General features: G+C 54.0%; 8 protein-coding genes and 2 pseudogenes. 7 read left to right on the top strand and 3 right to left on the bottom strand.

From position 1 onward, the window contains the following. The first annotated feature begins 29 nt into the window (after positions 1-29). Positions 30-5,651 (top strand): PAS domain S-box protein, encoded by a 5,622-nt coding sequence (locus tag AC286M_RS13935; protein ID WP_488204962.1) that lies wholly within the window; start codon positions 30-32, stop codon positions 5,649-5,651. 85 nt (positions 5,652-5,736) lie between these two features. Here the strand turns inward: AC286M_RS13935 and AC286M_RS13930 are convergent, their stop codons facing one another. After that, positions 5,737-6,615, bottom strand: coding sequence for a S1 RNA-binding domain-containing protein (locus AC286M_RS13930; protein ID WP_488204961.1), 879 nt, complete (start codon positions 6,613-6,615; stop codon positions 5,737-5,739). A 166-nt stretch (positions 6,616-6,781) separates the two neighbouring features. Between AC286M_RS13930 and AC286M_RS13925 the strand changes: the two genes are divergently transcribed. The 3 genes from AC286M_RS13925 to AC286M_RS13915 are packed head-to-tail and all read left to right on the top strand — an operon-like array spanning position 6,782 to position 9,101. Further along, positions 6,782-7,897, top strand: a complete 1,116-nt coding sequence (locus tag AC286M_RS13925; protein WP_488204960.1) for an alpha/beta hydrolase — start codon at positions 6,782-6,784, stop codon at positions 7,895-7,897. Positions 7,898-7,916: 19 nt separating this feature from the next. Next, entirely contained in the window at positions 7,917-8,411 is a 495-nt protein-coding gene (locus AC286M_RS13920; RefSeq protein ID WP_488204959.1) for an ankyrin repeat domain-containing protein, read from the top strand. 27 nt (positions 8,412-8,438) lie between these two features. Continuing rightward, entirely contained in the window at positions 8,439-9,101 is a 663-nt protein-coding gene (locus AC286M_RS13915) for a class I SAM-dependent methyltransferase (RefSeq protein WP_488204958.1), read from the top strand. A gap of 120 nt (positions 9,102-9,221) precedes the next feature. On the opposite strand, the gene AC286M_RS13910 is transcribed toward AC286M_RS13915, so the two are convergent. Continuing rightward, positions 9,222-9,716, bottom strand: a complete 495-nt coding sequence (locus AC286M_RS13910) for a nucleoside 2-deoxyribosyltransferase (RefSeq protein WP_488204957.1) — start codon at positions 9,714-9,716, stop codon at positions 9,222-9,224. Positions 9,717-9,774: 58 nt separating this feature from the next. Further along, positions 9,775-10,143, bottom strand: coding sequence for a DUF3082 domain-containing protein (locus tag AC286M_RS13905; protein WP_488204956.1), 369 nt, complete (start codon positions 10,141-10,143; stop codon positions 9,775-9,777). A 235-nt stretch (positions 10,144-10,378) separates the two neighbouring features. Here AC286M_RS13905 and AC286M_RS13900 point away from each other — a divergent pair. The 3 genes and pseudogenes from AC286M_RS13900 to AC286M_RS13890 all read left to right on the top strand — a co-directional run. After that, a pseudogene (locus tag AC286M_RS13900) lies at positions 10,379-10,702 on the top strand (Clp protease N-terminal domain-containing protein); the annotation flags it as partial. After that, positions 10,682-12,940 (top strand): annotated as a pseudogene (locus AC286M_RS13895) (ATP-dependent Clp protease ATP-binding subunit); the annotation flags it as partial. The pseudogenes AC286M_RS13900 and AC286M_RS13895, both read left to right, overlap by 21 nt. After that, a complete protein-coding gene (locus AC286M_RS13890; RefSeq protein ID WP_488208836.1) occupies positions 12,929-13,264 on the top strand; it encodes a ClpB D2-like domain containing protein in 336 nt (111 codons plus the stop codon). The pseudogene AC286M_RS13895 and the gene AC286M_RS13890, both read left to right, overlap by 12 nt. The last annotated feature ends 116 nt before the right edge of the window (positions 13,265-13,380 follow it).

The raw sequence follows: 13,380 nt of genomic DNA, 5'->3' as shown, positions 1-13,380 counted from the left end.
ATTGCAAGATGGAGACCGTAATTTAGGACATGAAGGCAACAGATGCCCGAGACATCTTTGTTGGCGGCGGCAAGATGGGAGAATTAATGCGATCGCAGGACTGGTCGCAAACGTCCTTAGGGAAGGTTGAGCAGTGGTCTCAAAGCCTCAAAACTGCTGTTCGAATTATGCTGACCTCCCGCCAGCCCATGTTTGTTTGGTGGGGGCCAGAACTGATCAATCTCTACAACGACGCCTATCGTGACATTCTGGGCGGTAAACACCCGCAGGCTCTTGGACAACCTGCTGCCGTTGTATGGCATGAAATTTGGGATCAAATTGGCCCCCGTGCCGAATCAGCCCTGCTCAAAAATGAAGGCACCTACGACGAAGCGCTGCTGCTCGTGATGGAGCGCAACGGCTACCCGGAAGAGACCTACTACACTTTCTCCTACAGCCCAGTCCCTGACGATCAGGGACAGACAAGCGGTATTCTCTGCGCTAACACAGACGATACTCAGTACATTATTGATGAGCGCCAGTTGACGCTGCTGCGAGTTCTGGCGGCCAAAACCGCAGATGCTCGTACGTTTGACGATGCCTGTACTCTCAGCGCCACCTGTCTGGGCACTAACCCCTACGATTTCCCGTTTGCGATGATTTACCTGGTCGATCCTGACCAGCAGCGCGCTGTTTTAGCCGGAATTAGTGGTCTTGAGCGAGGCCATGCTCTAGCTCCCGCGACCATTTCGTTTGATGACGAATCGGTGTGGCCTATTGCTACAGTCTTTCAATTCCAGCAAATTCGGATCATCCCTAACTTGGAATCGCAGCTTCAGCAACTGCCACTGGGAGCTTGGCCGCGATCGCCCCATCAAGCCGTAGCGGTACCCATTGCCCCGGCTGGTCCCACTGGTAAAGCAGGCATCTTGGTGGCCGGTTTAAACCCGTTCCGACTGTTTGACGACAACTATCGCGGCTTTATTGAACTGACGACCAACCAGATTGCCGCCAGTATTGCCAATGCGCAAGCCTATGAAGAAGAACGGCAGCGGGCCGAAGCCCTCGCTGAACTTGACCGAGCTAAGACCACCTTTTTCAGCAATGTCAGCCATGAGTTCCGTACGCCTCTGACGCTGTTGTTGGGGCCGTTGGAAGATGCGATCGCGGATTTAGGAGTGTTGGAGAGTGACGGAGTGGGAGAGAACCCGTCCACTCATCTACTCAACTACCCGCCGGCCCTGCAACACCAACTCCACCTCGCCCACCGCAACGCCCTGCGCCTGTTGAAGCTAGTTAACACACTGCTGGATTTCTCGCGGATTGAAGCTGGACGGATCGAAGCTGTCTATCAGCCGACTAATCTGGCCGCCCTGACGACCGATTTGGCTGGTGTATTTCGCTCAGCAGTTGAACGGGCAGGCCTAAACCTGCAGGTTGATTGCCAACCTTCAGCCGAACCCGCCTACGTAGACCGGGAAATGTGGGAAAAGATTGTCCTCAATCTGCTCTCGAATGCGTTTAAGTTCACGTTTGAGGGAGAGATTCGGGTGAGCTTGCGCGTGGGAGAGTGGGAGCAGGGGAGTCAGGGAGTCAGGGAGCCAGGGGGCGTGTCCGATCACTCATCTCCCCATCCCCCCCTCTCTCCCTCTCCCCATTCCCGTTTCATCCTCACCGTCCAAGACACTGGCACCGGAATTCCCGTTGAAGAACTGCCGCATATTTTTGAGCGATTTCATCGGGTGAAGGGAGCCAGAGGCCGCAGTTATGAGGGATCGGGGATTGGTCTGGCTTTGGTGCAGGAGCTGGTTCGTCTGCATGGTGGCACGATTGAGGTGAGTAGTGTCATCGACCAGGGAACGAGGTTCACCGCTGCGATTCCGACCGGATCGGCTCATTTACCCTGCGATCGCATTAATGCCGATCGGACGCTGACCTCAACCGCGACAGGGGCTACGCCCTATGTGGAAGAAGCCTTGCGCTGGTTACCAGGAGCGGGTAAGGGGGTAGGAGAGCGGCAGAGTGGCAGAGTGGCAGAGAACTCACCGACTCACCAACCCACCCATCCATCTATCCATTCACCCATCGACCCATCCACCCATTCACCCACCGACCCATCCACCCATCGACCTAAAATCCTGCTGGCTGACGACAATACCGATATGCTTGACTACGTAAAGCGGTTGTTGAGCCCCCAGTATGACGTAGAGGCGGTCAGGGATGGTGGAGCAGCAGTAGCGGCAATTCGTCAAGAACGGCCCGATCTGGTGCTGAGTGACGTCATGATGCCGGAACTGGATGGTTTTGAGTTGCTGCGGCAGTTGCGTACCGATCCGCAGACCCAAGGCTTACCTGTGATCCTGCTGTCGGCACGGGCTGGTGAAGAGTCTCGAATTGAAGGCTTGGCAGCAGGAGCCGATGATTATCTTGTGAAGCCTTTCTCTGCCCGTGAGCTGCTGGCTCGGGTTGAGGCGGTACTGAAGCTAGTGCAGTTGCGGCAAGAGGCTGACGCTACTCTGCACCGCAGCGAAGAGCGATCGCAACTGGCTTTGCAAATTGCCCAGTTGGGAACCTGGCGCTATGACCCTGCAACGGCTCTAGTGGAGTTCGATGTGCGCATGCGTGGTATTTGGGGTGAGCCAGCGGATGCAGTACAGTTGCCGCTTACTCAGGCCATCGAGCGGATTCACCCAGCGGATCGGGACTGGGTGGCGAGTAGGATCAGCGCTGCTCTTGATCCAACCTCATCCGGCACCTATGAAATTGACTACCGGATTATCTGGGATGACGGTACTGAGCGCTGGATCGCCGCTAACGGACAGACTATCTTTACGGGAGGGGGCAACCAGCGGCAAGCGGTCGAGCTTTGGGGTACCGCGCTGGATATCACCGATCGTCGATCCACAGAGGCGGCCTTAAGAGAGAGCGAAGAATTGACGCAGCGGATTCTCGACAGTAGTAACGACTGCATCAAAGTGCTGACGCTGGAGGGCCAAATTCTCTACATGAACCGGGGTGGGCTGCTGACGATTAAAGCGAATGATCTCGCTGCAGTTCTCGACCGTAACTGGATTGATTTTTGGCAGGACGATGAACGAGAGCAGGCGATTGTTGCGATCGCAGATGCCAAAGCGGGTAACGTTGGTCGGATGCAGGGCTACTGCCCCACGCTGAACGGCGAACCGAAATGGTGGGATGTGGTCGTTACGCCCCTGCGCGATGCTACCGAGCAGGTGGTCAAACTGGTTGTGGTTTCCCGCGATATGACCGAGCAGAAGCAAGCAAACGCAGCTCTCCGGGAGAGCGAGGAGCGGTTCCGCTGTATGGCTGACAATGCCCCCGTTATGGTCTGGGTGTCTGACCCGACTGGCTATTGCACCTACCTCAGCCAAACCTGGTATGACTTTTCTGGTCAAACCGAGGAAACCGGGCTGGGATTCGGCTGGGTAGATGCGGTTCATCCAGAGGATCAAGACATCACTCGCACCATCTTTATGGCGGCCAATCAGCGGCAGGAAGCCTTCCAGTTTGAGTATCGGCTGCGGCGCAAGGATGGAGAATATCGCTGGGCGATTGATGCCGCTAGCCCCTGGTTTGGTGTGGATGGCCAATTTAGGGGCTACATTGGCTCGGTGATGGATATTAGCGATCGCAAACGGGCCGAAGAAACCCTGCGGCAGCGCGAAACTGAACTGCGCCTAGTGACCAACTCGGTGCCCGCTCTAATCTCATTTATTGATGCCGACCAGCGCTACCGTTTCACCAACCAGGGATACGAAGAATGGTTTGCTCAGCCAACAGTAGGGGACATCTACGGAAAGCATATTCGGGACGTGGTAGGTGAAGCGACCTATGCTGAAATTCGGCCCTATGTGGAACAGGTTTTGGCCGGAGAGCAAGTGACGTTTGAACGACAGGTTCTGTACAAGGACGGTGTCGTTCGCCACGTCAGCGCCACCTACGTGCCGCGCGTTGATAAACAGGGCATGGTTGAGGGATTTGTTGCCCTGGTCAATGACATTAGCGCGATCAAGCAAGCGGAAGCCGCTCTGCGCCAAAGCGAAGAACGCTATCGCTATCTGGCTGAATCGATTCCGCAACTGGTGTGGACAGCTGACGCAGGCGGCAGGCTCTTGGATGTCAACCAGCGCTGGACGGAGTTCACGGGCCTGTCGCTTGAACAAGCCCAAATTGGCGGCTGGCAAGCCGTGGTGCATCCGGAGGATATTCCGAATCTCAACCAGAAATGGACAATGGCGCAGCAAGCGGGCACCGATTATCAAGCTGAGGGCCGCATGCGCCAGATGGGTGGTGGCTATCGCTGGCACCTCCATCAGGCCGTTCCGCTCAAGAATAAACAGGGCCGAGTCATCAAATGGTTTGGTACGGCCACTGACATCGAAGAGCAAAAGCAACTGGAACAGCAGCGCAGCCAACTGTTAGAGCGAGAACAAGCGGCACGAGAAGCGGCTGAAGCGGCCAATCGCACCAAAGATGAATTTTTGGCCGTGGTTTCCCACGAGTTGCGATCGCCCTTGAACCCGATTCTGGGCTGGTCAACCTTACTCAAAAACGGCGTTTTGGATGAGGCCAAGACTCAAAAGGCGCTGGCCGTAATTGAGCGCAACGCCAAACTGCAAACCGAGCTAATCGACGATCTGCTCGACATTTCCCGCATGCTGCGGGGCAAGCTGGATATTACCGTCCGCCCAGTTAACCTAGCCGCCACCATTCAAGCCGCCACTGAAACTGTCCGCCTGGCGGCAGAAGCCAAATCGATTCAAATTAACCTGAATCTCAATCGGGATGTGGGGGCGGTGTCGGGTGATGCGACGCGCCTACAGCAAATTGTTTGGAATCTCCTTTCTAATGCCGTCAAGTTCACGCCGAATGGTGGTCAGGTAGATGTGAAGTTGGAACAGGTTAGTCGAGAAGAGCGTGGGAATGTCGGAGAGTGGCAGAGTGGCAGAGTGGCAGAGAACCCACCGACTCATCCGCCCGCCTACGCTCAACTTACCGTCAGCGATACGGGCACAGGCATTACACCCGACTTCCTGCCCTATATTTTTGATTACTTTCGTCAGGCTGATAGCGCCACGACGCGTCAGTTCGGCGGCCTTGGTTTAGGATTGGCGATTGTGCGCCATTTGGTGGAACTGCATGGTGGGACGATCCAGGCGAGTAGTCTTGGCAAGGACATGGGCGCAACCTTTGTCGTCACCCTGCCGACCCTGACGGCGCAACAAACAGCTAGACATGCAAGTCGCTCGCAGAAGCCATTGCTGGATTTACAGGATGTCCGCATTCTGGTCGTGGATGATGAGCCGGACACCCGCGATATTACCAGGTTTATCCTCAGACAAGCTGGAGCCCGTGTTGTCTCCGTTTCGTCTGCCAACGAGGCACTGACGGTTTTACAACAGACCCAACCCCAAGTATTGGTCAGCGATATTGGTATGCCCGATATTGATGGCTACATGCTGATGCGGCAGATCCGCACCTTAGCGCCTGAGCAGGGTGGCCAGATTCCGGCTATTGCCCTCACCGCCTATGCCTCAGAAATAGACTATGAGCGGGTGGTTGCAGCCGGTTTCCAGAAGCATGTGCCAAAGCCCGTAGACCCCAACACATTAGTTGAGGCAGTGGCGAGTTTAGTCAAACAGCAAGAATAAGAAATTGCTGGGGCTTAGTCCAAAGAGCGGTTGAGCCAGGCACGCAGCGCACGTTTGGCTCAACCGCTCTTTGGGTCTTGTACTGTTAGTCGCGATCGGCCAAAACGCTGTCCATTTGTTTGACGCGCTCTGGGGCTTCGTCCATCACAGTTTGCATATTTTCCAGGATTTCGCCGGGATGTTTTTCCAGGACTCGCGTGGAGAGGGAAATGCGGCCCTTTAGCTCATCCACATCGACCACAACAACGCTGATTTCCTGCCCGATCGTGAGCAGATTGGCGACAGATTCGACGCGCTTGCGGCTGATTTGGTTGACGTGCAGCAAACCCGTCGTACCGCCAAATTCCACAAATGCGCCGTAGGGCTTGATGTTGACCACCGTGCCTTCGACGAGCTGACCAATTTCCAAGGCTCGCATCGTTTCCGTCTTGGCGGCTTCTCGTTGAGACAACACAACCCGGTTGCGATCGCGATCGACTTCCAAAAAGCTGGCGGTAATTTTTGCCTTGATCAGCGATTCCATGTCGGACGAATCCACCAAGTGCGATCGCGGAATGAAGCCCCGCAGTCCTTTCACATCTACGGTGACGCCACCTTTGTTCGTACCCGTGACTTTGACGGTGATCGACTCGTCGTTGTCGGCCATGTCCTTGAGGGTTTTCCAAACGCGCTCGATTTCCATGCGCCGAATGGAGACGACCACCTGACCCTCATCGTTTTGGTCGCGAATCACCATAAATTCCTGCTTCTCGCCCAGGGGAAGCCGCTCTTTCATTTCGGCAGCGGTAATTTGTTCGACAGCCGCTTCTCGCAAGGGCAAAAACGCAGCGGATTTGCCCCCGATGTCAACGTACGCGCCTTCTGATTCGTGGCTATAGACTACACCACGCACGGTGCTTCCCTTCTGAAAATCAAAGCTCTGTTCTTCGAGCGCTTTGGCAAAATCTTCTGCTGAAAAAGTCAAACTGAGTTCCTCCGGAGGAGCCTTTAAAATTCAAAATTTTAGTTTTCGTTTTAATTGTAGTGAGATGGGGGGACAGACGGGGAGATTCCCTGAAGGAGTGTTAATACGCGGCCATCCTGATGGCTGGCGCTATAACATGGGAGATCCGGGTCAGGAGAACCGTCCTATGGCAAGTTATGCCGCCACTGTAGCCGCTCTTAAACGCAATATTAAGGCGCGCGAAGATGCGCTACCCGTTAGCAGTGAGCACAGTCGTTCGCGATTCTTTCTCCATAGCCGTCCCACTGCGAAAGTTTGCCTGCTGTTTCACGGCTGGACAGCGGCTCCCTACGAGTTCAAAACCATCGGCCAAGCGCTGTATCAGGCAGGCTATAACGTGCTGGTGCCGCTGATGCCGGGACATGGACGCGCCGGGAGCTGGTATGCAGACCAACCCCCACCGCTCACGCTCAAGTCCGAAACCTATCAGCGATTTGCGATCGCATGGCTGCGACAAGCGCAAATAATGGGCCAGCAGGTGATTGTGGGCGGAGTAGGCAGCGGCGGCACCTTGGCGGCATGGCTGGCGACGCACCAGCCGAAGGCGATTCACCGCACAATTTTATTCGCGCCCTATTTGGCGAATAGTCAGGCTGTACTTAATCTCTTTGTGCAGCAGCAGGACGACTATTGCACATGGATTGATGCCTCTATGTCCTCAGTCATGTCCGACAAGATACAAGCTGAAACGCCGTTCTATCCCGGATTTCCGCTGCCTACGCTTCAGGTGATTCAAGAACTGGGGCAGCGGGTGCTAGAGCGCAGTCAGCAGCAGGCCGCTGCCCCGATGCTGATTCTGGCTAGCGAAAGCGAGCGGGCTTTAGACCTGACCGATACGACCGATCTCTTTCAACAGGTCGTGAAGCGCCAGCCCAAAACTTGGTATCACCGTGTTGCGACAATGCTCGATCTGCCACGCCAATTGATGATCGGTGGCCTTGCCCCAGACGACATAATTCAGCTGATTCAACTGGTGCGGGCATTTGTGGAAAGTGATTTAACTTGGGCCGAGATTGAAGCGATTCAGGAGCAGATCCGCGATCGCAATCTCCAATCTCACCCAGAATCCGGAATCAGCGAAGAGGATAGTTCACTGGAGGCTATTCCTCAAAACCTAAACGACGAAATCTCAGAAATTATCGAATTCCTCAATCTCGCTGATCGAGTTTCCCCAGATTTGTTAGATGTCCTTCCTGAACTCCAGGTAAACAACCAGTCCATCCCTCAATTCTCAACTCCTTGAATATTTCTCTCTAAAAACTATGCTTTTTCAATATCTTGAGGACGGAAACCTGAAAAAAGTTCAAGAGTTTTTTCAAGAAAATCTCGACTTTGATGTTAATGCCTTCAATGAAGAATATGCGAGCTGGCCATTAGAATGGGCTATCGATTCTGGAGGTATAGGTAAAGGAAAATTAGAAATCATCAGTTTTCTGTTAGAGCAAGGTGCAGATCCAAATAGTTGTGGTGAATATCCACCCCTATGGCTAGCTGCATCCAGTAGGAGAATTGATTTAGTCAATCTTTTCCTTGCTCATGGTGCAAATCCAAGTATTAGTAGTACTGAGGACGACAGCACACCTTTAATGGTTGCTTCAGCGAATGGGGATTTAGCAATAGTAAAGGTGTTAGTTGAAGCAGGTGCAAGCTTACATGCTGAGGATTGGGATGGTAAAACGGCGCTGGAACATGCTCTAGAAGCAGAGCAAAAGGAGGTTTCGGACTATCTATCATCAATAATTGTCAAGAATAAGTAGGATTCACTATTTCTGTATGCTGTTCTCATGACCAACCAAACCCTCAATCTTACCCCCGAACTCTACGAATATCTCCTCTCGATTTCGCTGCGGGAACCAGAACTCCTGCGCCAACTGCGCGAAGAAACCGCCCAGCATCCGCGATCGCAGATGCAAATTGCGCCGGAGCAGGGGCAGTTTATGCGATTGCTGGTGGAGCTACTGGGTGTCAAACAGGCGTTAGAAATTGGCGTATTCACGGGCTACAGCGCCTTGAGTGTGGCCTTGGCGTTGCCGCCGGATGGCAAACTGGTCGCCTGTGACGTGAGCGAGGAATATACTGCGATCGCACAGCGCTACTGGCAGCAGGCAGGTGTGGCAGACAAAATTGATCTGCGAATTGCGCCCGCCCTAGATACGCTGGCGGATTTGCTGGCGGCGGGCAAGGCCAACACCTTCGATTTTGCCTTTATCGATGCTGACAAAATTAACTATGAAGCCTATTACGAGCGGGCACTAGAGTTAGTTCGACCCGGTGGACTGATCGCGGTGGATAACGTACTGTGGTCAGGCCGAGTAGCCGATCCGCAGACGGACGCACCCAGCACCCGCACGATTCAGGCATTCAACGCCAAGCTGCATCAGGATCAGCGGGTATCGCTCAGTTTAGTTCCCATTGGCGACGGCGTGACGCTAGCCCGAAAGCGGTAATGAATTGACACGGTTAATGTCGAGGCGGCTAGGCATCGTAGGGGTAGGTTTAGCGATCAACCTATGAGACTGAAAATCCACGTGATTATTAAAACCTGCCCCTACAGGTGGTGTATGGTTTTAACCTTTGGCCTGTTCCGCCCCCGGAATATAGGACAGTCGCAGCAGCACCTCAGCCGCAATCTCAGCGTCCATGCCGATATACGTCACCGTATCTAGCTCGGCCCGATCCGTATCCGTCGTTCTCAAAATCAGGTGCGTGCAGCTATTGGTCAGCATTAGGTTTAGGCCCAGATGCTCGCCGCTGCCGCGAAAGTCCGTCCGCAGGCCAACAATCGGCAGCCCTTTTGCATAGGCATAGCCCATCTCAAAACAGCTCCCCGAATCCGCATCAGTACCATCCAGTATCACCAGCACCAGGCAAGCTTGCTCTAACCCCACCATACAGCGGCGGTACAGCTCCTTGGGGTCAGTTGTGCCCATACATTCCTGCTGCGGGAGATAAATGCGGTAGCCGTGCGATCGCAACTCATCAGCCAGCGACTGGTTAAACGCCATTTCCGCCTGCGTAAACAGCGGGCCAGCCAAATAAATCCAGGGGGGAGTGGGTGTCATGAGGAGAAAAGTTTCTAGTGCTACGAATCTGGGCTAGTGACAACGTGCTCTACAACCCTTACCCCTCGGCTTTCCCTTCCGCAAACAGCTTCTGAACCAAAACCTGAATCCCCAGCAGCGTCAGTCCTAGCGCCGCAATGCCGAAGATGCCTGCGCCTAGGGCTACGATGCCTACCACTAGTGTCCGCACTGCTGCTGCAATATTAATGGCGGTGACGTTAGTCGAGTGAATGGGTTTGTTAGCATAGGTTTCTGCGATCGCACTCATCATGCGATACATCAACATGGCTAATGTACCCGACATCAGCGCCCCAGAGAAGCAGCGTAGCGGTGAGATATTATCTTCGGTTTTATCTCCATCTTTGGGCTTAGGATTTGCGGTATCTTTCGGCTCAACAGAAGACGATTTAGACTCTTGGGGTGTCATAGGATTTAAAGATACAGTCAAAGGTAAGTAAGCTAGCTGACATCCATCAACTCAGCCTTAAACTAAAGAAACGCTTGTTCGGTTTCCGGATCTTCAGTTTAATAGACCGTTTGGCTAGGCTTTAATTGTAAGTTGGCAGAGCCACCAACGTTCAACGGCGCAATAGACGTTTATCTTGCTGGCGTAGCCCAATTTTCAGTCCACGTTATTTAGTTTGTAGAAGTAACCTCAAAACATGCAGCCCACCGATTCCAGCAAGTTTACGGAGAAAGCCTGGGACGCGATTGTCAAAGCACAAGATGTCGCCCGACGTTTCAACCAGCAGCAGCTCGAAGTCGAACACGTCATGATTTCGCTGCTAGAGCAGGGTGAGTTAGCCGTTTCGGTGCTGGAAAAAGCGGCAGTTGATCCCGAAAAAGTGGTGCAGCAGCTAGAACTGTTTACCAGTCGTCAGCCCAAGGTGCGCGACAGTGACCAGTTGTATCTAGGGCGCGGTCTAGATCTGCTGCTTGATAAAGCTGAAGCAGCGCGGCAAAACCTGGAAGACAAGTTTATTTCGGTTGAGCATTTGCTGATTGCATTTGCCGAAGACGATCGCGTTGGCCGACGAATAATGCGATCGCTCAACACGGATGTATCCAAAATTCAGGCTGCGATTAAATCGGTACGCGGCAATCAAAAAGTTGTCGATCAGAATCCAGAAGCACAGTACGAAGCGCTGGATAAGTACGGTCGCGATCTGACAGAAGCGGCTCGTTCCGGCAAGATCGACCCCGTAATCGGACGGGATGAAGAGATTCGCCGCGTGATTCAAGTGCTGTCCCGCCGCACCAAGAATAATCCGGTGCTGATTGGAGAGCCAGGGGTGGGTAAAACTGCGATCGCAGAAGCGCTAGCCCAGCGAATTGTAAATGGCGATGTGCCGGACTCGCTGAAAAATCGGCAGTTGATCTCCTTAGATATGGGAGCGCTGATTGCGGGCGCTAAGTATCGCGGTGAGTTTGAAGACCGTCTGCGCTCGGTACTGCGAGAAGTGACCAGTTCCGGCGGCCAAATTGTCCTGTTTATCGACGAACTGCACACCGTCGTTGGTTCCGGCGCAGGCCAAGGCACGATGGATGCCGGGAATTTGCTGAAGCCGATGCTGGCGCGGGGTGAACTGCGCTGTATCGGTGCAACGACGCTAGATGAGTACCGCAAGCATATCGAGAAAGATGCCGCACTGGAGCGACGGTTCCAGCAGGTGCTGGTTGGTCAGCCCTCGGTGGAAGACGCAATTTCGATTCTGCGGGGTCTGAAAGAGCGCTACGAGGTGCATCATGGCGTGCAGATTGCCGATTCTGCGCTGGTTGCAGCGGCTACACTGTCGGATCGATATATTAGCGATCGCTTTTTGCCGGACAAAGCGATTGACCTGGTAGACGAAGCTGCTGCCAAGCTGAAGATGGAGATTACCTCCAAGCCCGTTGAGCTAGAGGATATCGATCGGCGGGTGATGCAGCTTGAGATGGAAAAGCTGTCGATTGAGGCCGAAGGTTCATCTCCTGCCGCAGGTGGGCTGTATCGCGATTCCCAAGAGCGCTTGGTGCGGATTACGTCTGAGATTGCCGCGCTGCGCAAAAAGCAGGAAAAACTCAACTCCCGCTGGCAGAACGAAAAGGAAATCCTCGGCGCAATTAACACCCTTAAGGAAGAAGAAGATCAGCTCCGGTTGCAAATTGAGCAGGCTGAGCGCAAGTATGACCTCAACACCGCCGCGCAGCTCAAGTATGGTCGATTGGAAACGGTGCAGCGGGAGCGGGAAGAGAAAGAAGCAAGTCTGCTGGAGATTCAGTCCCACGGGCTAGCGCTGCTGCGGGAGCAGGTGACGGAGGCCGACATTGCCGAAATTGTTGCTAAATGGACAGGCATTCCGGTCAACCGCCTGATGGAGTCCGAGCGGCAGAAGCTGCTGCACTTGGAAGACTATCTGCACCAGCGGGTAATTGGTCAAGAAGATGCCGTCGAGGCAGTATCCGCCGCCATTCGCCGCGCACGGGCTGGGATGAAAGATCTCGGTCGTCCAATCGGCTCGTTCCTGTTCATGGGGCCAACTGGGGTCGGTAAAACGGAGCTGGCCAGAGCTTTGGCTGAAGCGCTATTTGACACCGACGAAGCGCTGATTCGGTTGGATATGTCCGAGTACATGGAAAAGCATTCCGTTTCGCGGCTGATTGGTGCGCCTCCCGGCTATGTCGGCTATGAGGAAGGTGGGCAACTCTCGGAAGCAGTACGGCGACATGCCTACTCCGTCGTCCTGTTCGACGAGGTCGAAAAAGCGCACCCCGATGTGTTCAATATTTTGCTCCAGGTGCTAGATGACGGGCGGATCACCGATTCCCAGGGACGGACGGTGGATTTCCGCAACACGGTAATCGTCATGACCAGCAACATCGGTAGCGATCGCATTTTGAACTTACCTGCCGCCACCGCTGCTCAGCCCTACAGCGAAACCCGCAAGAAGCTGCAAGAGCTGCTCAAAACCAACTGTCGCGGATATCTGGATCGCGAGGAGCTTGACCCCACCATTCAAGCAGCCCTTGACGTGATCGATGCGGCGATCAATAACCAGGATGAAGGCCCGGATGAACCGGATGCAGCTAACGGCAAAGCCGCTGCTCATGAAGCCATGCAGGCTCAGGCGGAGCAAAAAGCCGATCAGGATCGGTTTGAGGCGATTCGCGCTCAGGTGATGGATGCTTTGCGATCGCACTTCCGGCCCGAATTCCTCAACCGGATTGACGATGTGATTCTGTTCCACCCGCTCAACCGGGGCGAACTGCGCCAAATCGTCAAAATTCAGCTCCAGCGCATCCACAATCTGCTGGCCGACCAGAAAATCACACTGGAATTGTCGATTGCGGCACAGAATCATCTGGCCGATGCTGGCTATGATCCGGTATACGGTGCCCGTCCGCTCAAGCGAGTCTTACAGCGGGAGTTAGAGAATCCAATTGCCACCAAGATTTTGGAAGGCTCATTTACCGAAGGCAGCACAATTACAGTTGACTTGGAAGATGGACGACTCCAGTTCCTAGAAGAGATTCAGCTTGTTGCAGAGTTGCAGTCGGCGGCGGATTGATGCCAGACTTAAATTGTTCCTGTCAAGTCGCATCATGGTTTCTTCAAGAATCGTTTAAGAAGCATTCGCTTGCCTGTGAATTTCTGACAACTCCAAATCCGCCTACGGGAATTAGC

Source organism: Thainema salinarum CENA647, assembly GCF_057732415.1.
The sequence above is the reverse complement of the archived record's forward strand: the minus strand, read 5'-3'. Positions and strand labels throughout refer to the sequence as shown.

Excerpts from the sequence above, each read along its gene's own strand:
- AC286M_RS13935 (WP_488204962.1), top strand. The coding sequence starts at position 30 with ATGAAGGCAACAGATGCCCGAGACATCTTTGTTGGCGGCGGCAAGATG.
- AC286M_RS13925 (WP_488204960.1), top strand. The coding sequence starts at position 6,782 with ATGGCAAGTTATGCCGCCACTGTAGCCGCTCTTAAACGCAATATTAAG.
- AC286M_RS13920 (WP_488204959.1), top strand. The coding sequence starts at position 7,917 with ATGCTTTTTCAATATCTTGAGGACGGAAACCTGAAAAAAGTTCAAGAG.
- AC286M_RS13915 (WP_488204958.1), top strand. The coding sequence starts at position 8,439 with ATGACCAACCAAACCCTCAATCTTACCCCCGAACTCTACGAATATCTC.
- AC286M_RS13910 (WP_488204957.1), bottom strand. The coding sequence starts at position 9,716 with ATGACACCCACTCCCCCCTGGATTTATTTGGCTGGCCCGCTGTTTACG.
- AC286M_RS13905 (WP_488204956.1), bottom strand. The coding sequence starts at position 10,143 with ATGACACCCCAAGAGTCTAAATCGTCTTCTGTTGAGCCGAAAGATACC.